We start from the raw sequence: 20947 nt of genomic DNA on the forward strand, positions 1-20947 counted from the left end.
TCAGTATAGTCCGCCGCACACCGCCGGACGGTACCTACAACGGACTGGACGACGGCACGGAGCGCGGGCGTAGCTCAGGGGTAGAGCACAACCTTGCCAAGGTTGGGGTCGAGGGTTCGAATCCCTTCGCCCGCTCCAGTTTTCCAGCGCCGACGCTGGATCATGCGATTTCAAAAGGCCGGACCTTCGGGTGCCGGCCTTTCGCATTTCAGCCTTCAGGCATCCGTGGCGCTTGTTGGTCATGCCGCCCGGTACGGAACCTGCCGGCTTCCTGCAAACAGCCCCAACGATTGCCGTTCCGGCTTGCATGTCCAGCAAGGCGACGTGCCCCATCATGCCATTGCAGTCGGCGATTCCGGTGGTTCGGCGGGTCTGGCCGTCGACGGCTCCGTCCGCGACCTGATCCCGGGCGATGAGGACGGCGTGGTGGTGGTGCCGCCGGCTTTTGCAAAAGCCGCCCTGGTCCGGAGCCCGGCCCCGCCGGAGCGCCCAGCGCCAGCGGGCCGGGCCGATCGAAGCCGGTGCCGCCCTGGTGGATGTGCTGGGCATTCCGCCGCCGGAGTTCCTTCCCGCCGCATGAGGGAAACGGTGTAAAGGAAAGCCCCCGCACCGCCGGCTCCCGCCGACCCCGCTCCCGAGGTGCCGCGTCCATGTCGCTGATTTTCCAGATCGTCCTGCCGATGTTCGGCTTGATCGCCCTTGGCTATTGGGCGGCGCGCTACCGCGGGTTCAACACGGCGATGGTCCAAGGGCTTTCCCGGTTCGTCGGCATCTACGCGCTGCCGGCACTGCTGTTCTCCAACATGGCGAGCACGGAGATTCCGGATCCGCTGGAATGGGCGGTGGTGGGGTCTTTCTACATCGCGGCGGTCGCGGTCTTCCTGGTGGGCGGGCTGTGGATGCGCATGGCGGGCCGGCGGGAGCAGATCGCACCCATCGGTCTTGCCAGCTCCTTTTCCAACATTGCGCTGCTGGGCTCCCCGATCATCATGGAGGCCTATGGGCCGACCGTGGCGGTGCCGGTGATGCTGCTGATCGTCTTCCAGTCGCCGCTGCTGTTCACCTCCGCCACCATGCTGGCGGAGACCCAGGGCTCCGCGCAAGGCGGCCGGTCCACGCGTCCGGTGCAGGCGACGCTGGGGGCGGCCCGGGCGACGCTGACCAGCCCGTTGGTGGTGTCGATCATCCTGGGGCTGGCCGCCAACCTGATCCATCTGACGATTCCGCCCATGGTGATGAAGAGCTTCACCATGATGGCGCAGACCGTGCTTCCCTGCGCCTGCTTCACGCTCGGCGCATCGCTGGCGCTCAGCCCCGCCTCGGGAGCGGTGCTGCCGGCCGCGGTGGTGGCCTTGTTGAAGACCGGGCTGCATCCGTTGCTCACATGGTTGCTGGCCACCCAGGTCTTCGCCCTGCCACCGCTATGGGTCGCTCCGGCCGTCACCGCCGCGGCCCTGCCCATCGGCATCAACGCCTATGTCTTCGCGGAACGTTACCATGCCGGGCGCGAAGTGGTGTCGATGGCGCTGCTGATCTCCACCCTGTTGTCGCCGGTGTCGATCTCCGTTGCCTTTATGGTGTCCTCCGCAAGCTGAAGGCCGGGCAGGAACACCACCAAGGGTCTGTCGCGCAGCTTCAACCGGCTCGACCACGAAATCGAGGCCTTCATCACCCGCATCACTGCGGCGTGACGGCCAAGTTTTACGTGATGATGCATCCCGCAGTGCCGGGCGGAGGATGGGACCAATGCTTGTTCGGAACAGGATTCTTTCGGAAGGCGGCGGCAGTCTCTCCCCCCGCCGCCTTTCAGTCCACCAGCACACCCTGCCTTGCATCCGCCCACTCCCGCGCCGTGGTCGGCCGGCCGTCGGCATCGATCAGGCCACGGGTGAACAGCTCCTCGGCATGGCGGATGAAGAAGGTGGCGGTGCTCGGCCGTTCCCAATGCTCCATCCAGTTCTGCTCCAGGAAAGCCAGGATCGCCGGCTGGTCCAGCTCCGCCTCCCACAGCACGCCGAGCAGGGAGGTCTGCTGCTCCTCATGCATGCAGTCCTCGAAACACAGGCGCTTGTCGGCGCGCGCTTCCTTGCGCGCGGTGGTCTCCGGTCCGGGACCCAGGCCGTAATCTATCAGCGTCCGCCGTTCCGGCGCGGCGCACAGCCAGTGCGCCACCTCATGCACGATCACCGTCGCCTCGACATCGGTGCGGATCACTTTGCCGTCCCACATGAAGGACCGGCTGGGCGGCTCATCCAGCGTGTCGATGCCGTGGGCATGGGCCAGTCGGACGGCTTCCGCCCGATGGGCCGGCGTGTCGACACCGCCGCCGGGCTCGTCGTCCGGCCTCACGGGCCAGGTCGCTGCGATCCGGCGGAAGGCGGCCTGCGCTTGGGCATGGCCCTCCAGATGGGCATCGAAGGCTGCGACGGCCTTCGGCATGTCGTCGATGGCGATGGGGGTCAGGATCATGGGGCCTATGTGCCCAAGGGGGCGTCCGGGCGCAAGGAGAATGTAGCCGCGCCAAGGAGCAGGGCCGCCCGGCACAGGAAGCGCGCCGGCAGGACCCACTCCGTTCGGGCCCGGCCAAGGCCATGACTGTCAAGTTTACTCCGAGAACGGGTGCCGTTTCTTACGCGGCGCGCATATCGGTCAGGAAGCGCGACACGAAGCCGCGCAGGTCCGTCGCCTCGTGGTTCAGCCCGTCGGCGGCGGTCAGCACCTCGCGCGAGGCATCGCCGGTGGAGGTCGCGGCTTCCGACACGCCGGCGATGTTGCCCGAGACCTGCTGGGTGCCGCGTGCCGCCTGCTGGACGTTGCGGCTGATTTCCTTGGTGGCGGCGCCCTGTTCCTCGACCGCGGCGGCTATGGTGGTGGAGATGTGGTTGATCTCCGCGATCACCCGGCTGATCTCGGCGATGGCGCCGGCGGCCTGCCGGCTGATCTCCTGGATTCCGGCGATCTGGCTGCCGATCTCCTCCGTCGCCTTGGCGGTCTGGCTGGCGAGGCTCTTGACCTCCGACGCCACGACGGCGAACCCCTTGCCGGCCTCGCCGGCACGCGCCGCCTCGATGGTCGCGTTCAGCGCCAGCAGGTTGGTTTGGCTGGCGATGTCGGTGATCAGCTGCACCACCTCGCCGATGCGATGCGCGGCGTCGACCAGGCCGCGGACGGTGCCGTCGGTCTTCTCGGCGGTGGCGACCGCCTGACCGGCGATGCGGGTGCTTTCCGCCACCTGCCGGCCGATCTCGCCGATCGAGGCGGTCAGTTCCTCGGTCGCGGCAGCCACCGTCTCGACATTGCCGGTCGCCAAGTGGGAGGCGCTGGCGACCGCGTCCGCCTGCCGGGTGGTCTGCTCCGCGGTGGCCGACATGGTTTGCGCGGTGGTCTGCAGCTGGGTCGCCGCCGCAGACACCCGGCCCAGCGCCTGCAGCACCAGCCGGTCGAACTCCTGGGTCAAGCGGTCGATACGCTCGCCGCGGCTGCGCTGTGCCTCATGGCCGGCACGCTGGGTTTCGGCCAGCCGGTCGCTTTCGATCAGGCTGTCCTTGAACACCTGCAGGGACTTCGCCATGCCGCCGATCTCGTCGGCCCGCTCCAGGCCGGGGATGTCGACGCTGCGGTCGCCGCCGGCCAGCCTGGTCATGCGGTCGGTCATCGCCACCACCGGCCGCGACAGGCCGCGGCCGATCAGCAGCGCAGTCGCCAATCCCAGGGCCACCGCGACCAGCGACGCGATCACCATTCCGCCGCGCGCCTTGTCGATGAAGGCGCCGGCTTCCATGCCGAGGGTCATTTGCTTGGCGACGCTGGCTTCCGTCAGTTGCTCCGCCTCCTTGGCGATGGAATCGCCGACGGGGATCAGCACCTCTTTGACCAGGCGGTCGCGTTCGGTCGTCGCCTTGACCACGGCGTTGAAGCCGGTGATGTAGACGCGCAGCGTGGCGGTGTAGGACATCGCCATCTTGCGGCGGTCGAAGTCGGCCAGCTTCGCCATCATCGTACCGCCGCGGCTGGCGGCGTCGGCGAATTGCGATCGGGTCTGGTTGGCCAGTTCCGGCGAGCCGTCGACATTGTAGCGCGTCGCCGAGATGCGGGCTGACAGCATGTGGCGCAGCGCCATGCCCGCCAGATAAGCGGCATCGGTATCGCCTGCGGCGCCGGCGCTGTCCATGATGCCGTCGAGCGCGCTTTCCAGCCGCGGCCCGATCGCATCCAATTCGGTGATCGCCTTGCTGCGCTGGGCCTGGACATCCATCGTCGCGGCGAAGGCCTCGCGATAGCGGGCGATCTCCTCCGCCATTTGGTCGGCGGTCCGTTGCAGGGCAGGGTCGGTGAACAGGGCGCGGGCCTTGTCGATGACCTGTGCCGCCTCCTCCGCGGCGCGGCGGACGGCGGTGCCGACCTCCGGATCGCCGGTCAGCAGGAAACGGGTGGCCTGCTGCCGCATCTCCAGCATCAGGGCCTGGATGCGCCCCAACTCGTTCGTCTGCTGGCCAAGCCTCCGGTAGGTGTCGACGGTGCCGCCGGCCTGCGACAGGGCCGCCACGCCGATACCGCCGATCAGCACCAGGAACACCAGGATGCCGGCGCTGGCCGCCGTGATCTTGGCTCCTACGGAGAGACGATTGAAAAGGCTCATGATCGGGGGTTCCAACGGCGCGGGGGGCTGCTCGGCATCCGGGCGGGCAAGACGGGCGGCTAAGACCGGAACAGGTCAACCACTGCGACCCGTTTCTACTACCATTTCAGAAAGCATGCCACAGGCGTGGGGAAGGCCAGACGGATGAACGGACACTCGGAAAGGCCAATCGGTAACGTAGGGGAATGCGGTCTTTCGGAGCCTGGGAATAAAAGACGGAGGCAGACGTTTGCCTGTTTCGTGGATCTGCCGATGGTGGTGCCTGGATGCTTTCGCGGGCGGACAGGCCATTTTTTGTGCCGTGTCGGTCACAGGAGAGGCATTTTGAACATCCCCCCGTATCGTGATATATGCCAAAGGGCGCAGCGGCCGGCCGGGGTCGTCGCCGATCCCTTCATCTCCCGGTCCCTGACGCTTTGACCCGACGGCTGGCCATGCCCACTCCCGACGCGCCCCTTTCCGCGGCTTCCCCGGATGCCCGTACTGTTTCCGTCCGCCCTGCCGGCGAGGGTCGGTCCTCTGAAGACCGGCCATTGGGCCGCCCCCCTGCGAACCGATCCGGCCGTCCGCGGCGCGGATGCCTGTCGGTCGTCATCCCCTTCTACAACGAGGGCGCCAACATCGAAGCCCTGTTCGCCCGGCTGGTTCCGGTGCTGGACGGGCTGGACATGGATTGGGAGGTGGTATGCGTCAACGACGGCAGCCGCGACGACACCATCGACCGGCTGCTGGACGTTCATGACCGCGAAGCGCGGGTGAAGGTGGTCGATCTGTCGCGCAATTTCGGCAAGGAGCTGGCGCTGTCCGCAGGGCTCAGCCACACCACCGGCGACGCGGTGGTGCCGATGGACGCCGACCTGCAGCATCCGCCGGAACTGCTGCCGGCCTTCATCGCCAAATGGCGCGAAGGATTCGACGTGGTCGTCGCGGTGCGCCATGCCCGTGTCGGGCAAAGCCTGAAACACCGGCTGTTCGCCCGCCTGTTCTACTGGGTCTTCGACCATCTGTCGGAGATCAAGCTCCCGCGCGAGGTCGGCGATTTCCGCCTGATGGACCGCCGCGTCGTCGAAGTGATCAACCGGATGCCGGAGCGTACGCGCTTCATGAAAGGCATCTTCGCCTGGGTCGGCTTCCGGCAAGCCGCGATCCCCTACGAACAGGGAGAGCGCGCCGGCGGCGATACGAAATGGGGTTTCGTCAAGCTGCTGCGCCTGTCCATCGACGGGTTGACCGCGTTCTCCACCTTTCCCTTGCGGGTTTGGAGCCTGGTCGGCGTGGCGGTGTCGGGCGTCGCCTTCATCTATATCCTGATCCGCCTGATCCGCACGCTGATCCACGGAATCGACGTGCCCGGCTATGAGTCGCTGCTGGTCGCCGTTCTGTTCCTGGGCGGCATCCAGATGATCACGCTGGGCATCATCGGCGACTATCTGGGCCGCGTCTTCGCGGAGGTGAAAGGACGGCCGCTGTTCATCGTCCGGTCCGCCCATGGTTTCGGCGCGGCGGACGGCCGGCATGAGCATGAGTTCGATCCCCTCGCCGGAACGGTCGGGCAGGAGCCGCGTCGATGAGCATCGAGACAGGCCTGCAGACCGCCGAGGGGAGTGGCGGCACGGGGGCGTCCCCCGCCCGCCGTCCACCCGTTGCGCCGGCCGCACCGTCCACCGCCAGCGCCGCCGGCATCGCGCTGCCGCGCGGCGAGAGGGCCCTGTGGGACGGCCTGTCGCGCGCGCTTCTGCTCGGCCTGCTGATCCTGGCGGCGCTGACCTTCCTCAGCTACGGCATCAGCACGGACGAGGAGGTGCAGCACATCTACGGCAAGAAGCTGCTGTCCTATTACCTCAGCGGCTTCCAGGACCGGTCGGCCTTCCATTTCAAGGATCTGGCCTATTACGGCGGGTTGTTCGACCTCGTCACCGCGATGATCGTGCCCTTCTCTCCCTTCGAGGAGTACGAGACGCGGCACCTGCTCTGTGCCCTGGTCGGCGTTCTCGGGATCGCCGGCACATGGCGCTATACCCGGTTGCTGGCCGGTCCGCGCGCCGGCTTCATCGCCGCGGCGCTGCTGTCGCTGAGCGGCGTCTACTACGGCGCCATGTTCAACAACACCAAGGACGTGCCGTTTGCGGCCGGCATGGTGTGGACGCTCTATTTCGCCACCCGCATCCTGAAGCAGATGCCGCGGCCGAGCCGCAGCGCGGTGCTGAAGTTCGGGCTGGTGCTGGGCCTGACGCTGGCGATCCGCGTCGGTGCGGTGCTGGCCGGCTTCTATCTGGCAGTCGCCATGGCGCTGCACTTCGCGCTGGTGACCCGGCAGGAAGGGCACCGCTGGGCGTTGGCCGATGCGCGGCGCGCCTTCCTGTCGCTGTGGCCGGCGATCCCCGTCGCCTATGCGATCATGGCCGTATTCTGGCCCTGGGTGGTGCAGCGTCCGTTCCGCAATCCGCTGGAGGCCCTGCGCGTCGTCTCCCATTTCCCCATCGACATCCAGACCCTGTTCATGGGGGAGCTGGTTCATTCCAACGCCCCGCCCGCGCTGTATCTGCCGGTCTATCTGGCGGTGAAGCTGCCGGAAGCGGTGGTGATCGGCGTCGGCGCGGCGGTGGTGATGGCGGCGGTCTGGCTGGCGCGCGGCGGCTGGCGGCGAACCGGCGCCTTCACGGTGGTCCGCTACACGCCGCTGGCGCTGGCGGGATTCCTGCCGATCCTGCTGTTCGTGCTGATGCGGCCGTCGGTCTACAACGGCATCCGCCATTTCCTGTTCCTGGCGCCGCCCATGGTGGTGATGGCCGCGATCGCCGCCGACCGGCTGTGGTCGCTGTGCCAGCGCGGCGGCCGGGCCCTGGGGCAGGGTTTCGCCGCGGCGATGACCGTCGCGGCCGTGGTGTACGCCTGGCAGCTGGGCGCCATGCACCCGAACCAGTACGTGTACTACAACCAGTTCGTCGGCGGCGTACGCGGCGCGGACGGCAGGTTCGAGCTGGATTACTGGGGCAACTCCCTGCACGAGGCGCTGCAGGAGCTGATCGAATATGTCGAGCGCGAGAATGACGGCCATGCTCCGCCGCGGCAGTACACGCTGACCGTCTGCGGCAACACGCTGGCAGTGCGCTTCGAGCTTCCCCCCTGGCTCCGCTTGGTGAACGGGATCGAACCGGATTGGCGCAAGGCTGATTTCTTCCTGGCCTTCACCCAGGTCAAGCGCTGTCCGTCGCTGCTGGATGGCCATCCGATCTTGGAGATCGCGGCGGACGACGTGCCGTTGTCCATCGTCAAGGACCGCCGTCCGCCGAGGGCGGAGATCCCGACCGAATAGCCCCGGCGGCCAACCCTTGCGAATCTGACAAGCCTGACCGGTTGGGCTGCGCCGGGGCGGCCGGGGAGTACCTCGGCGGCTCCCGTCCCGTCTTTCGCCGGATCGCCCTTCGCGGCCCTGTCCGCCTGCCGTACGTCCGCCCATTCTCGGTACTCGCGATTGGGGCCGGGCGGAGGGCAGGATGCGGCGCAGGCTGCTCTGGAGCGTTTTATGTCTGCTGCTGTGGAGCGTTCCGTTCGGCGCGACCGGGGCCATCGGTCCGGACCGCATCGCCGATCCGCTGGCGGATGCGGTAACCCGCGCGGTGGAGGACCGGCAGCCGGCGGCCGGTGCCGGTAGCCTGGTGGTCGGCGTGATCCGCGACGGCCGGAGCCTGGTGGTCGGTCGCGGCGATGCCGGGCGTCCCGACGGCGGACCACCCGATGGCCGCACCCTGTTCCAGATCGCGTCCCTCACCAAGCCCTTCACCGGTACCATCATGGCGGAGCTGATGCGGGAGGGTCGCGTCGACCCGGCCGATCCGGTGCAGCGTCATCTCCGCCGCGTCGGCCCGGTGCCGGTCACCCATGTTCCGGATTACGAGGGCCGGCCGATCCGCCTGCGCGACCTCGCCACCCACACCGCGGGCCTGCCCAACGTGCCGGAGACCCCCCGCTTCTCCTGGAACCGGCTGGAGGATCCGCGCAATCCCTACAAGCCGTTGTCGCGTGGCGAGTTGGCGCTGTGGCTGTCCGGCTATCGCCTGCCGGTGCCGCCGGGCGTGCGATTCAGCTATTCGAACACCGGCATGTCGGTGCTGGGGGAAGCGCTGTCGGCGGCGGCCGGCCAGCCATACGAAACGCTGCTGAAGCAGGTGGTGACCGACCGCTTCGGGCTGCGCGATACCACCCTGCATCCGACGGCGGAGCAGCAGGCGCGCAAGGCTGCCGGTCACGCCCGCGGCCGGATCGTGCCCGATTGGGAGGCGCCGGCGATGTTGCCCGCCTTCGGGCTCTACTCCTCCACCGATGATCTGCTGCGCTGGCTCTCCGCCAATCTCGGCGATTGTCCGGCCGGTGCGGCCATCGGGTCGGACGGCCATGGCTGCACCCCGGCGGTTAAGGCCACGTTGGCGCTGGCACAGGCGGTCCAGGTGGACGGTCGGTCACTGGCCGATCCGGGCAGCCTGGGAAGCGGGGCGATGGCGCTCGGCTGGTTCGTCGCCTGGGCCACGGACGGCACGCCGATCCACTGGCATTCCGGTTCCACCGGCGGTTTCAACGCCTATATCGCCTTTTCCAGGGCGCACCGCTGGGGCGTGGTGGCGCTGACCAACAGCGACCCCGATCAGGTCGTTGCCGACCATGTGGTCATCGACCTCGTCCGCCGGCTGGAGGCGCGGCCGGAGGTGGCGAGCCTGCCGTGACGGCGAAGGCTTGTCAGTGCAGGCGCCGCGGTGGTTTTGCCGGTGTCTCGACATTGGCGCGGGCGGGGGCGATGGGGCCCGCCTGATGGTGGGCGAGGCGCCAGCTGCCCTTTTCGCGGGCGAACAAATTGGTGGCGGCCAGAACGGCGTCGCCCAGCGTTTCCTCGCAGACCACCAGCGCGGTGTCGCCGTGCAGGGTCACGCGTTCGTTGCGGGCCTCGACCGTGATGCCGCTGGGCGCGCGCAGCACATCCCGCCAGCTGGTCAGCACCGCATCGCGCCCGAACAGGGCGGTCCAGCCGGGATGGATGCAGGAGATGGGCAGAGTCTCCGCCCACAGGGCTTCCATCGCGGCGGTGTCGCGGTTGGTGAAGGCCCGGTAGAAGGCTTGGTTCAGGGCCAGCAGCGTGTCGCGGTCGGTCATGGCGTTCGTCCGGGCGATGGTTCCGGGGATACGGGTGGGCACGGCCTTGCAGCCGGCATCGGGACCGCTTGTAAAGAAGCCATCCCCCATGGGCAAGCGCCGGTCCGGACGGATCCGGGCCGGCGCTGTGACAACGAACGCATGAAACCGGCTCAGGCGGTCAGATCGACGCTCTGCTGCTTCGCGGCAGCGCCGGTTGCCGCGGTGGATGCCGCACCGGCCTTTCCTGCCGACAACCCCTCCACCGGGGCGGAGAGGTCGAGCGTCAGATGGGTGACGCCGTTCTTGGACGTGTTCGGCTTCAGCACCGCCAGTCCCTTCATCCCGTCGCCGCCGGATTTGGACGCCATGTCGTTCAGCTTGCCGAGGATGTCCTTGATTTCGTCGTCGCTGAAGCCGTTGGACCGGACGATCATGCCGGTGGACTTGCCGGTGGCGGTGGTGGTCATGCCGGTGGCGCTGAGCGCCGTATCGCCGCCCTTGCCCAGGGAGGCCTGAAGCCGCTGGTCGTCGCGGCGGAAGTCCAGGGTCGATTTGGCGAAGGAAATCTTGACGCTGCGGTCGCCATCCTGGATTTCCAGCTCGATTCCGTGGGACTCGATCGACCATTGCGACTGGGTGGCCTGCATGTCCACCGACAGGTCGCTGAGGTTCATGCCGTCGAGCTTGGACTTCAGGCCGTCGCCGAAGCCCTTCACGGCATCGTCGATGCGGTTCTGCGGAACGCCAAGCACGCTCAGCGCATCGCCCAGCCCCTGCTTCAGGGAGTCGATGCCCTTGCCGAACATGCCGGCCAGGTCATTGCCATGGTCCAGCGCCGACTGCATCAGCGACTGGGCCTGCTTGGCGCGGTCGACGCCGCTGCCGCCGGCCAGGGAGCCGCCTCCCGCCGCCTGGGCACCGCCCTTGCCGGTCATGCTGTCCAGCAGCGATTCCATCGACTGGCTGATGGTGTAGGCCGGCGACTGGCTCTTCTTGTCGCCCTCCACCGGTTTCGCGTCCGATTTGGCCAGCGCGTCCTTTGCCGTGCCGGCCGTCTTTGACGAACCGTTCTGCACAGTTGTGGACAGCACCGACGGTTTGCCGTTCGGGCCGCTGAGCTCCGCGTAGTACATGGATGCCCCCGCATCGCGTTGTTTTTGCGCGAGTGGAAGCATGATGCCGACAACCTTTACCATTTGTTAATTTCGCGACTTTCTTTTGAGAGTAGAAATAAGTTCGTTACCTTACTAATTAGTCTCGACTGTGGAACTTCGTCGCACCTCTTGCCGCCGCTTGTTCCGCCTGCGTGATGACCTGCGACGACCTGCGGCTTTAACCGGACGGTAGGCGCTGCTACCCTGGTCGCGTGGAATTCGGAAGAAGGAAGCCGGCCACCATGACCGACCGCCTGTCCATCGCGCTTGCCCAGATCAACCCGACGGCGGGCGGCCTCGCCGCCAACGCCGACCGTATCCGCGCCGCCCGGGCGGAGGCCGCGGCTCGTGGTGCCGACCTCGTCGTCTGCCCCGCGGGCGCGGTGTCCGGCGTTCCACTGCTGGATTTCGCGGCACTTCCCGCCTTCCTCGATGCGGTGGAGGCAATGGTGCGGTCGCTGGCGGCCGACACCGCGGATGGCGGGCCGGCCTTGCTGGTCGGTGCACCCTGGCGTGACGGTGCCAAGCGCCACAATGCGGCCCTGCTGCTGGATAGCGGGAAGGTTTCTGCGGTTCGTTTTCAAGCCGTAACGGATGCCGATGAAATCGGCGCACCCGAAGAAGATCATTTCGATACCGGTCCGATGCCCGGTCCAGTGAATGTCCGTGGGATACGGATCGGTCTCCTGGTCGGTGGCGACCTGACCACCGGCGACGTGGCGGAAACGCTGGCGGAAAGCGGGGCCGAACTCCTGGTCGGAATGCTGGCTGGCCCCTTCGCCCCCGGCCGTGCCGACGAGCGGATGCAGGCCGCCGTCGCCCGGGTGGTGGAGTGCGGGCTGCCACTGGTCGCGGTGAACGTCGTCGGCGGGCAGGAGGGGCGGGTGTTCGACGGCGGCAGCTTCGCGCTCGCTACCGGCGGCCGGCTGGTCGCCCATGCCCCGCTGTTTGCCGAACATCTGCTGCTGACCCGATGGGAGCACGGGGCCGACGGGACCTGGGATGGTTGCGAGGCCGAAACGATCCCTCCCGCCGAGGGCATGGAAGCGCTCTATGCCGCGGTGGTCTTGGGTCTGCGCGATGCCGTAATGAAAAATGGAGCGCCGGGCGTGGTGGTCGGCCTGACCGGCGGGCTGGATTCGGCTCTGGTCGCCGCCATGGCGGTCGATGCGCTGGGGCCGGCGCGGGTGCTGGCCGTCCGCGCCCCGCTGCCGGCCGGCGAGGCCGGTGCCTTGGCAGACAGCCTGGACGATACGGCCGAGATCGTCGAACTGCTGGGCTGCCGCCTGGACAACGTCGTGCTGGCACCGGTGCTGAAAGCTGCGGACTCGCTGCTCGCCCCCGCCCTTGCCGGGCGCGAATCGGCGGCGGCTGCGGACCGGCTGCATGGCCGGCTGCGCGCCGCGACCCTGGCGGCGCTGGCGGATCGGATGGGCGCCCTGCTGCTGTCGACGGCGGACCGGACCGACCGGCTGCTCGGTCTTGCACCGGAGGAAACGGGTTGCGGCTATGCCCCGCTGGCCGATGTGCCGAAGGTGGCGGTGCTGGAACTGGCACGCTGGCGCAATGCGAGCCAACTGGCGGGATCGCGCGGTCCGGCCGGGCGGGTGGTGCCGGAACGGGTGCTGGCACGCCGGCTGAAAGCGGAGACTCCGGCCGGACTGCCGCCTGTGGAGACGCTGGACGATCTGCTGGCGGGCTTGCTCGATGGCGGATTGTCGCTCGCCGACTTGGCCGGGCGCGGACATGCGGCCGACAGGGTTGCGACGGTCTGGCGGCTGGTGCTTCAGGCGGAGGCCGGCCGCCGCCAGGATCCGCCGGGACCGCGGATTTCGCGCCGGAGGCCCCAGAACCTGCGGCGCTTCCCGATTGGCGGGAGCTTCATCGATCTGACGTAGAGATGCCGGCGCGAAGGGGGAGCGGTCCCCTTTCGCGCCCGTTCAAGGCAGTGTGGCCCTCAGCCGCCCGTCGGCTTGATGATCATGGCGATCATGCCGAAGGTCCACAGCACTGCCTTGGTCGAAGACGATCCGTCAAGCGGCTTCGGTCAGGGCGAGCTGCGGACGGCGCAGGCTGGACTGGATGGTGAAGGGCGCCCGGACGCCGCCGTTGAACAGTTCGGCGCATTCGAGGGCTTTCAGCACCCGCTCTTCCGGCGGCAGGCCGACGGTGGAGGCAAGCGAGCCGAGCGCATAATCCGACCCGCAGCCGATGGCGTGATAGCCGCGCACCGCCTCGCCGACCTGATAGTCGGACTGCACGGTGAACAGCCGGCCTTCCAGGCCGACCATGAAGGTGCCGCCGGTCTCGACATCATTGGAGCGGTGGGCGTAGCCGCCATCCTTCAGGCAGTTGCGGACGGCATCGACGAAGTCCACGACCATGTAGCGGAACAAATCGGCGTCATGGTCGCGCTGCGGAACCTCGAGCCGGTAATGCAGCAGCTGACCCATGCGGAAGGAACTGGTGAAGCCGATCAGGCTGTCGCCGTTGCGGAAAACCTTGGTGTCGGCGCGGACGGTGATGTCCAGACCGTTCACCCCGGCGCTGTCGCCGCCCATCCATACCCGGTCGCCGTCCACCAATCCCACAATGCAGGTCATCGCCAGCCCTCGCCTCATCAAAACGAAACCGAGGTCAAGGGTGTAAGAAGGCGGTTAATGAATTATTGCTCAGCTTTGTGACATTGCGCGTGACAAAGGAGGTATCTCTACCCCCTTCGTCCGGCGTTTTTCTTGGTTACCTTGCCAAGTCGACCAGAGCCTTGACAGTATTCTCGGCCCCTTCGGCGATCTGGACCAGATTGGCATCAAGCATGTAGCAGGGCGAGGTGACGATCTTCAGCCCCGGATCGACCACGATCTCGCCATGGCCGGTGTTGCGGTGGACCGCACCCATCGCCTCCAGCGCGGCGGCGGTGCCGGGATCGCTGCCGATGGTCAGTTCCACCGACTGCTGGCCCAGGATCTTGGCGAGGATGGCCGGCGCGATGCAGAGCGCGCCGATCGGCTTGCTGGCCGCGCGCATGGCGGCGACCGCAGCCACCACCTGCGGATTGACCGAGCAATCGGCGCCTTTGAAGGCGAAGTCGCTGAGAGTCTTCGCGGCGCCGAAGCCGCCGGGGAAGATCAGCGCATCGACATCGCCGGCCGAGAATTCGCTCAGCGCGGTGATCTTGCCGCGGGCGATGCGGGCCGATTCGACCAGCACGTTGCGGCTCTCGCCGGCCTCCTGGCCCGTCAGGTGGTTGACGACATGGGCCTGCGGAATGTCGGGGGCGTAGCAGACCGCCACGGCGCCGACCTTGGCGATGGCCAGCAGGGTGCAGACCGCCTCGTGGATTTCCGTGCCGTCATACACGCCGCAGCCCGACAGCACGACGCCGATGCGCAAGCTCTTGTCCGCCATAGGATGTCTCCAAGGGTTGGATTTGCCGCCAAGCTAACGCAGCCGGACGGCCGGGCCTATCACGCCGACGGACGCAGGGACCGACCTGTTGCGCGAATGCATCGGTCGCGGACCGCTTTCGGAAGGCGCGCCGGCCGTGCTAGGACTGCCCGCCTGTCCCGTCTGCAATCGAGTCCAGCCATGTCCACCGCCGTCCGTTTCGCCCCCAGCCCGACCGGCCGCATCCATGTCGGCAATGTGCGGTTGGCGCTCGTCAATTGGCTGTTCGCGCGCAAGACCGGCGGAAGCTTCATGTTCCGGCTGGACGACACCGACGAGGAGCGCTCCACCCAGGCCTTCGCCGACGCCATCGCCGCCGACCTGACCTGGCTCGGCCTGACCTGGGATCGTTTCGCCCGCGAAAGCGACCGCTATCCGCGCTATGACGAGGCGGCTGCGGCGCTGAAGGCCGCCGGCCGGCTCTATCCCTGTTACGAGACGCCGGAGGAGCTGAGCCTCAAGCGCGCCAGTCTGGTGTCGCAGGGCCGTCCGCCGATCTACGACCGTGCCGCCTTGCGCTTGACCGACGAGGACCGCACCCGGCTGGAAGGAGAGGGGCGTAAAGCCCATTGGCGCTTCAAGCTGAGCCCGACTCCGGTGGAATGGAGCGATCTCGTCCGCGGTCCGGTGCGGTTCGAGGGCTCGGCCCTGAGCGATCCGGTGCTGATCCGAGAGGACGGCCGGCCGCTCTACACCCTGACCAGCGTGGTCGACGACGTCGATTTCGCCGTCACCCACATCATCCGCGGCGAGGACCATGTCGCCAACACCGCGGTGCAGATCCAGATCTTCGAGGCCCTCGGCGGCGCCGTTCCGATCTTCGCCCATCTGCCGCTGCTGACCGATGCCGGCGGGCAGGGGTTGTCGAAGCGGCTGGGCAGCCTGTCGGTCGGCAGCCTGCGCGACGAGGACGGCATCGAGCCGATGGCGGTCAACAGCCTTCTGGCGAAGCTCGGCACCTCCGACCCGATCGAGGCGCGGTTGACGCTGGACGAGCTGGTGGCGGAGTTCGACCTGTCGAAGGTCGCCCGCGGCACGCCCAAGTTCGATCCGGAGGAGCTGGGCCGGCTGAACGCCCGCGTCCTGCATCTGACGCCGTTCGACGCCGTGGCCGCCCGGCTGGAAGCGCTGGGCCTGAGTGGCGCCGATGCCGCCTTCTGGGAAGCGGTGCGGCCCAATCTGGCGCGGCTGGGCGACGCGCGCGACTGGTGGGCGGTGACCCATGCGCCGGTGACGCCGGTGGCGGAGGATGCCGCATTCCTGGCCCAGGCGGCGGCGCTGCTGCCGGACGAGCCGTGGGACCTCGGCACCTGGGGCGCCTGGACCGCCGCGGTGAAGGGGGCGACGGGGCGCAAGGGCAAGGAGTTGTTCCTTCCGCTGCGCCGGGCCCTGACCGGGCGCGACCATGGACCGGAATTGAAGAACCTGCTACCCCTGATCGGACGGGCGCGCAGCCTCCGGCGGCTCGCCGGCGAGACCGCCTGAAACCTCTCTATATTCAGGAGTTCGGACCGTGCCGTTGGACCTCTACAACACGCTGACCCGCCGTAAGGAGCGCTTCGAGCCGCTTCGCCCGGACCACGTCGGCATGTATGTCTGCGGTCCGACCGTCTACGACACCGCCCATATCGGCAACGCCCGGCCGGTGGTGGTGTTCGATTTGCTGTTCCGGCTGCTGTCGCGGCTCCATCCGGCGGTGACCTATGTCCGCAACATCACCGATGTGGACGACAAGATCATCGACCGCGCGCGGGACAGCGGCGAGCCGATCGACGCGCTGACTGCGCGCACCACCGACCTGTTCCATGCCGACATGGATGCGCTGAACGCGCTGCGCCCGACCATCGAGCCGCGGGCGACCCAGCATATCGGCCAGATGATCGCGCTGATCGCCACGCTGATCGAGCGCGGCAACGCCTATGCGGCGGAGGGCCATGTGCTGTTCTCCGTGCCGTCGATGCCCAGCTACGGCCAATTGTCGCGGCGCTCGCTGGACGACATGATCGCCGGCGCGCGGGTGGAGGTGGCGCCCTACAAGCGCGATGCCTCCGACTTCGTGCTGTGGAAGCCCAGCAGTCCCGACCAGCCCGGCTGGGACAGCCCCTGGGGCCGCGGCCGTCCGGGCTGGCACATCGAATGCTCCGCCATGGCGAAGGAGCATCTGGGCGTAACCTTCGACATCCATGGCGGCGGGCTGGACCTGATCTTCCCGCATCATGAGAACGAGATCGCCCAGAGCTGCTGCGCCAACGGCACCGACCGGCTGGCCCGCACCTGGGTCCACAACGGCTTCGTCACGGTCGAAGGCGAGAAGATGTCGAAATCCCTCGGCAACTTCTTCACCGTGCACGACCTGCTGGACGAATTCCCCGGCGAGGCGATCCGCCTGACCCTGCTGAGCGCCCATTACCGCCAGCCGCTGGACTTCACCCGCGAGGGCATCCGGCAGGCCAAGGGCGCGCTCGACCGCTGGTACCAGGCCCTGCGCGGCGATCCGGCGGCGATGGCGGCCGAGCTGCCCTTCGATGTGCTGGCGGCGCTGGAGGACGATCTGAACAGCCCGCTCGCCATCGCGCATCTGCACGAGCTGGCGACCGCGGTGAACAAGGCGAAGACCGATGCCGAGAAGGCTGCGGCCAAGGGCGCCCTGCTGGCGGCGGGGCAACAGCTCGGCCTGTTGCAGCAGGACCCGGAAGCCTGGTTCCGCTGGGCGCCGGCCGGCGGTGCCGAGGGGCTGAGCGATGCCGACGTCGAGCAACTGATTGCCGACCGCAAGGCAGCCCGCACGGGGAAGAACTTTGCCGAGGCCGACCGCATCCGCAAGGCGCTGGCCGAGAAGGGCATCGTTCTGGAAGACGGTCCGCAGGGCACGACCTGGAAGCGCGGGTGAGGTGGTGAAGATCCCCTCTCCCCCCTGGGGAGAGGGTTAGGGTGAGGGGGATGCACCGCGTGCCTTCCCGAGAATCTTCACCATGTCTCCCCCTCACCCAGCCCTCTCCCCGGGGGGAGAGGGGCACAGAGTAGGGAGAGTGTGCTTCTTCCAGATTGTCCCTCTTCCTGCAACAAACCTTCGTGAATTCTGCGGATTATCCCACGCCTCGATCCGGCTTAATCTCCTCCTCAGACGAAACGCGGCCCAACCGGCCACCCTGATCGAGGAGACCCTGACCATGATCGACAATCGCACCGCCCCCTATGCCGCCTTCCTCCTGCGCGTCGGCCTCGGCCTGCTGTTCCTGGCCCATGGCTTGGTGCTGAAGGTGCTGACCTTCACCATCCCCGGCACCGTCGGTTACTTCGAGAGCATCGGCTATCCCGGCGCCTTCGCCTATCTCGTGATCCTGGGCGAGATCGGCGGCGGTCTGCTGCTGATCGCCGGTGTCTACACCCGCTGGATCACCCTGGCCCTGCTGCCCATCCTGATCGGTGCTACCCTGCAGCATGTCGGCAATGGCTGGGTCTTCAATGCGCCGGGCGGTGGTTGGGAGTTCCCGGCCTTCTGGATGGTTCTGCTGATCGTGCAATCGCTGCTGGGTGACGGCGCCTTCGCCCTGAAGGTTCCGGCACTGGGTGCCCTGGCCGCCCGCCGCGAACTGGCCTGATCCGCAACCAGAACCGGCATTCGGCGCGACACGGAACGGGGAAGGGGCATTTCGCCTCTTCCCCGTTCCGCGTCGCCGTCCCATTTGGTAGACAGGACGGAGACCAACCGGAGAGCCTGATGACCGTTTCGCCGAACGACCAGCACAAGACGGAGTCCTCCGGGGTCCTGAATCTGCTGGACGACCTGATCGCCAAGGCGCGCGCTGCCGGTGCGGACGCCGCCGATGCCGTGCTGTTCGACAGCGCGTCCGTGTCCCTCGCCCAGCGGCTGGGCAAGACCGAGAAGCTGGAGCGCTCCGAATCGGGCGATCTCGGCCTGCGGGTGTTCATCGGCAAGCGGCAGGCCATCGTCTCCTCCACCGACCGCAGTGCGAAGGCTCTGAGCGAGCTGGTAGAACGCGCCATCGCCATGGCCCGCGTGGTGCCGGAGGACGGCTTCGCCGGCATCGCCGATCCCGAACAGCTGGCCCGCAGCTGGCCCGACCTCGACATCTGCGACAACGAGGAGCCGTCGTCGGAGACGCTGATCGAACGTGCCCGCATCGCCGAAGAGGCGGCGCTGGCGGTCGAGGGCGTCACCAATTCCGAAGGGGCCGACGCCGGCTGGAGCCGCTCCACCGTCGCCATTGCCGCCTCCAACGGCTTTGCCGGCAGCTACGGCGTGTCGCGCCAGTCGCTGTCGGCCTCGGTCATCGTCGGAACCGGCACGGGGATGGAGCGCGACTACGACTATGACAGCAAGGTCTACGGCGCCGACCTGCGCGATGCCGCCGAGATCGGCCGCGAGGCCGGCGAGCGTGCCGTGCGCCGCCTGAACCCGCGTCGGGTCAAAAGCTGCAAGGTGCCGGTGTTCTTCGACCCGCGGGTGTCGCGCGGCCTGCTCGGTCACCTGACCGGCGCCATCAGCGGCCCCAGCATCGCCCGTGGCACCAGCTTTCTGAAGGACAGGATGGGGCAGCAGATCTTCGCTTCCTCCATCACCATCGTCGACGACCCGCATGTGAAGCGCGGCCTGCGCTCCCGCCCCTTCGATGCCGAGGGTGTCGAGGTGAAGCGGCGCACGCTGATCGAGGACGGCGTACTGACGACGTGGCTGCTTGACCTGCGTTCCGCCCGGCAACTCGGCCTGCAGACCACCGGCCACGCCGCCCGCGGCACCTCCGGCCCGCCCGGCCCGGCCCCGGCCAACGTCTATATGGCCGCCGGCAAGCGCAGCCGAGCCGACATGCTGGCGGAGATCAAGGACGGCTTCTACCTCACCGACCTGATGGGCATGGGCGTCAACGGCGTCACCGGCGACTACAGCCGCGGTGCCGGCGGCTTCTGGATCGAGAACGGCCAGATCACCTATCCGGTCAACGAGATCACCATCGCCGGCAACCTCAAGGACATGTTCTTGAACATGGAGGCCGCCGACGACCTGGAACTGCGCTTCGGCATGGATGCGCCGACCGTGCGCATCGACGGCATGACCATCGCCGGCATGTAAGCGTCGGCGTCGTGGGATGGGCGGAGGGGGCTCCGCCCACCTCTTCATCATTTGGCATCGTTCTTGCGCAGACTGCGGGCAACCCAAGGCGGGTTCGCCCGCTTTTTGTGCTGCATTTCCGCCACTCTGCCTTTGCAAACGTCAGCTGGGCCCTTGCGCAGATTTGCCTGAACTGTTAGCAGTTTGCCGATTTTTTGGGCAAAATGCTGAAGGTTTGTGCAAATGGATGCGGCAAAGACGGGTGGCGACGTCCTTTTCGTGCTGATGGGCGCGGTGATGGTGCTGGCGATGCATTGCGGCTTCGCCCTGCTGGAGGTCGGGACGGTCCGGCGCAAGAACCAGGTGAATGCCCTGGTGAAGATCCTGTCGGATTTCGCCATGTCGACCATCGCCTATTTCTTCGTCGGCTACGCCGTCGCCTATGGCGTCGACTTCTTCGCCGACGCCCATACGCTGGTCGGCAAGGGCGCCGGGGGCTTTGCCGCCCATGGTTATGATCTGGTGAAGTTCTTCTTCCTGGCGACCTTCGCCGCCGCGGTGCCCGCCATCGTGTCCGGGGGCATCGCCGAGCGCGCCAAATTCTGGCCCCAGGCGGCCGCCACGCTGGCGCTGATCGCGCTGTTCTACCCGCTGCTGGAAGGCACGGTGTGGGGCACCCGCTTCGGCCTGCAAAGCTGGATGGCCGCGACCTTCGGCCAAGCTTTCCACGACTTCGCCGGGTCCGTGGTGGTGCACGCCTTCGGCGGCTGGGTGGCGCTGGGCGCGGTGCTGAACCTGGGCAATCGCCGCGGCCGCTACCGTCCCAACGGCTCGCTGATCGCCATCCCGCCGTCGAACATCCCCTTCCTGGCGCTGGGCGCCTGGGTGCTGTGCGTGGGCTGGTTCGGCTTCAACGTGATGAGCGCGCAGGCGCTGGACGGCGTGTCGGGGCTGGTCGCGCTGAACTCGCTGATGGCGATGGTCGGCGGCATCAGCACGTCGCTGGTGATCAGCCGCACCGACCCCGGCTTCGTCCACAACGGCGCGCTGGCCGGTCTGGTGGCGGTCTGCGCCGGGTCCGACGTGATGCATCCGCTGGGGGCGCTGGTCACCGGCGGCATCGCCGGGCTGCTGTTCGTCTGGGCCTTCAACAAGTGCCAGATCGACTGGAAGATCGACGACGTGCTGGGCGTCTGGCCGCTGCACGGCCTGTGCGGCCTGACCGGCGGCCTGCTGGCCGGCGTTTTCGGGCAGGAGGCGCTGGGCGGCCTGGGCGGCGTGTCGATCCTCAGCCAGATCGTCGGCACGGCAAGCGGTGCCGGATTCGGGTTCGCCGCCGGTCTGGCGGTCTACGGCCTGCTGCGCGTCACCGTCGGCATCCGCCTCGACCCCGAACAGGAGTACAAAGGCGCCGACCTGTCGTTGCACCACATCACCGCCTACCCGGAAGAGGACGCGCCGACACAGTGATGCAAGGCTGGCAACTCCGCCGCCCTTTGGCCGCCACTT

General features: G+C 67.8%; 16 protein-coding genes and 1 tRNA gene. 11 read left to right on the plus strand and 6 right to left on the minus strand.

Annotated features, from left to right (window positions below):
* The first annotated feature begins 63 nt into the window (after nucleotides 1-63).
* Nucleotides 64-138: transfer RNA gene (locus JHL17_RS21130), tRNA-Gly, on the plus strand.
* Between the two features lie 512 nt (nucleotides 139-650).
* Nucleotides 651-1595 carry an AEC family transporter gene (locus tag JHL17_RS21135; protein WP_200196131.1) on the plus strand — a complete coding sequence of 315 codons (945 nt, stop codon included), beginning with the start codon at nucleotides 651-653 and terminating at the stop codon, nucleotides 1593-1595.
* 211 nt (nucleotides 1596-1806) lie between these two features.
* Here JHL17_RS21135 and JHL17_RS21140 read toward each other — a convergent pair whose 3' ends face one another.
* Together JHL17_RS21140 and JHL17_RS21145 are read right to left on the minus strand one after the other, a co-directional pair.
* Complete coding sequence (locus JHL17_RS21140; RefSeq protein WP_200196133.1) at nucleotides 1807-2469, minus strand: elongation factor P hydroxylase; 663 nt, start codon at nucleotides 2467-2469, stop codon at nucleotides 1807-1809.
* 160 nt (nucleotides 2470-2629) lie between these two features.
* Complete coding sequence (locus tag JHL17_RS21145; protein WP_200196136.1) at nucleotides 2630-4639, minus strand: methyl-accepting chemotaxis protein; 2010 nt, start codon at nucleotides 4637-4639, stop codon at nucleotides 2630-2632.
* Nucleotides 4640-5073: 434 nt separating this feature from the next.
* On the opposite strand from JHL17_RS21145, the gene JHL17_RS21150 reads away from it, so the two are divergent.
* The 3 genes from JHL17_RS21150 to JHL17_RS21160 all read left to right on the plus strand — a co-directional run bounded on the left by JHL17_RS21150 (nucleotide 5074) and on the right by JHL17_RS21160 (nucleotide 9360).
* Complete coding sequence (locus tag JHL17_RS21150; RefSeq protein ID WP_200196138.1) at nucleotides 5074-6210, plus strand: glycosyltransferase family 2 protein; 1137 nt, start codon at nucleotides 5074-5076, stop codon at nucleotides 6208-6210.
* Nucleotides 6207-7955, plus strand: coding sequence for a glycosyltransferase family 39 protein (locus tag JHL17_RS21155; RefSeq protein WP_200196141.1), 1749 nt, complete (start codon nucleotides 6207-6209; stop codon nucleotides 7953-7955). Before JHL17_RS21150 ends, JHL17_RS21155 begins: the two co-directional genes overlap by 4 nt.
* Nucleotides 7956-8136: 181 nt before the next feature.
* A complete protein-coding gene (locus JHL17_RS21160) occupies nucleotides 8137-9360 on the plus strand; it encodes a serine hydrolase domain-containing protein (RefSeq protein WP_200196143.1) in 1224 nt (407 codons plus the stop codon).
* 13 nt (nucleotides 9361-9373) lie between these two features.
* On the opposite strand, the gene JHL17_RS21165 is transcribed toward JHL17_RS21160, so the two are convergent.
* Together JHL17_RS21165 and JHL17_RS21170 are read right to left on the minus strand one after the other, a co-directional pair.
* Nucleotides 9374-9784: a nuclear transport factor 2 family protein gene (locus tag JHL17_RS21165; protein ID WP_200196145.1), complete on the minus strand. Its 411-nt coding sequence runs from the start codon at nucleotides 9782-9784 to the stop codon at nucleotides 9374-9376.
* Between the two features lie 152 nt (nucleotides 9785-9936).
* Nucleotides 9937-10899 carry a hypothetical protein gene (locus tag JHL17_RS21170; RefSeq protein ID WP_247893712.1) on the minus strand — a complete coding sequence of 321 codons (963 nt, stop codon included), beginning with the start codon at nucleotides 10897-10899 and terminating at the stop codon, nucleotides 9937-9939.
* 263 nt (nucleotides 10900-11162) lie between these two features.
* Here JHL17_RS21170 and nadE point away from each other — a divergent pair, with 263 nt between their 5' ends.
* Entirely contained in the window at nucleotides 11163-12818 is a 1656-nt protein-coding gene (gene nadE / locus JHL17_RS21175) for an NAD(+) synthase (protein ID WP_200196149.1), read from the plus strand.
* 135 nt (nucleotides 12819-12953) lie between these two features.
* Here the strand turns inward: nadE and JHL17_RS21180 are convergent, their stop codons facing one another.
* Together JHL17_RS21180 and elbB are read right to left on the minus strand one after the other, a co-directional pair.
* On the minus strand, nucleotides 12954-13523 hold the full coding sequence (locus JHL17_RS21180; RefSeq protein WP_200196151.1) for a hypothetical protein: 570 nt from the start codon (nucleotides 13521-13523) through the stop codon (nucleotides 12954-12956).
* Nucleotides 13524-13659: 136 nt separating this feature from the next.
* A complete protein-coding gene (gene elbB / locus JHL17_RS21185; protein WP_200196153.1) occupies nucleotides 13660-14328 on the minus strand; it encodes an isoprenoid biosynthesis glyoxalase ElbB in 669 nt (222 codons plus the stop codon).
* A 180-nt stretch (nucleotides 14329-14508) separates the two neighbouring features.
* Between elbB and gltX the strand changes: the two genes are divergently transcribed.
* The 5 genes from gltX to JHL17_RS21210 all read left to right on the plus strand — a co-directional run bounded on the left by gltX (nucleotide 14509) and on the right by JHL17_RS21210 (nucleotide 20908).
* Entirely contained in the window at nucleotides 14509-15852 is a 1344-nt protein-coding gene (gene gltX / locus JHL17_RS21190; RefSeq protein WP_200196155.1) for a glutamate--tRNA ligase, read from the plus strand.
* A 28-nt stretch (nucleotides 15853-15880) separates the two neighbouring features.
* On the plus strand, nucleotides 15881-17257 hold the full coding sequence (cysS, locus tag JHL17_RS21195) for a cysteine--tRNA ligase (RefSeq protein ID WP_200196157.1): 1377 nt from the start codon (nucleotides 15881-15883) through the stop codon (nucleotides 17255-17257).
* 280 nt (nucleotides 17258-17537) lie between these two features.
* Complete coding sequence (locus JHL17_RS21200) at nucleotides 17538-17969, plus strand: DoxX family protein (protein WP_200196159.1); 432 nt, start codon at nucleotides 17538-17540, stop codon at nucleotides 17967-17969.
* A gap of 119 nt (nucleotides 17970-18088) precedes the next feature.
* Complete coding sequence (locus JHL17_RS21205) at nucleotides 18089-19459, plus strand: TldD/PmbA family protein (RefSeq protein ID WP_200196161.1); 1371 nt, start codon at nucleotides 18089-18091, stop codon at nucleotides 19457-19459.
* A gap of 222 nt (nucleotides 19460-19681) precedes the next feature.
* Nucleotides 19682-20908 carry an ammonium transporter gene (locus tag JHL17_RS21210; RefSeq protein ID WP_200196163.1) on the plus strand — a complete coding sequence of 409 codons (1227 nt, stop codon included), beginning with the start codon at nucleotides 19682-19684 and terminating at the stop codon, nucleotides 20906-20908.
* Nucleotides 20909-20947: the final 39 nt, after the last annotated feature.

The organism is Azospirillum endophyticum, assembly GCF_016595245.1.
In the GTDB taxonomy this organism is placed as follows: domain Bacteria; phylum Pseudomonadota; class Alphaproteobacteria; order Azospirillales; family Azospirillaceae; genus Azospirillum; species Azospirillum endophyticum.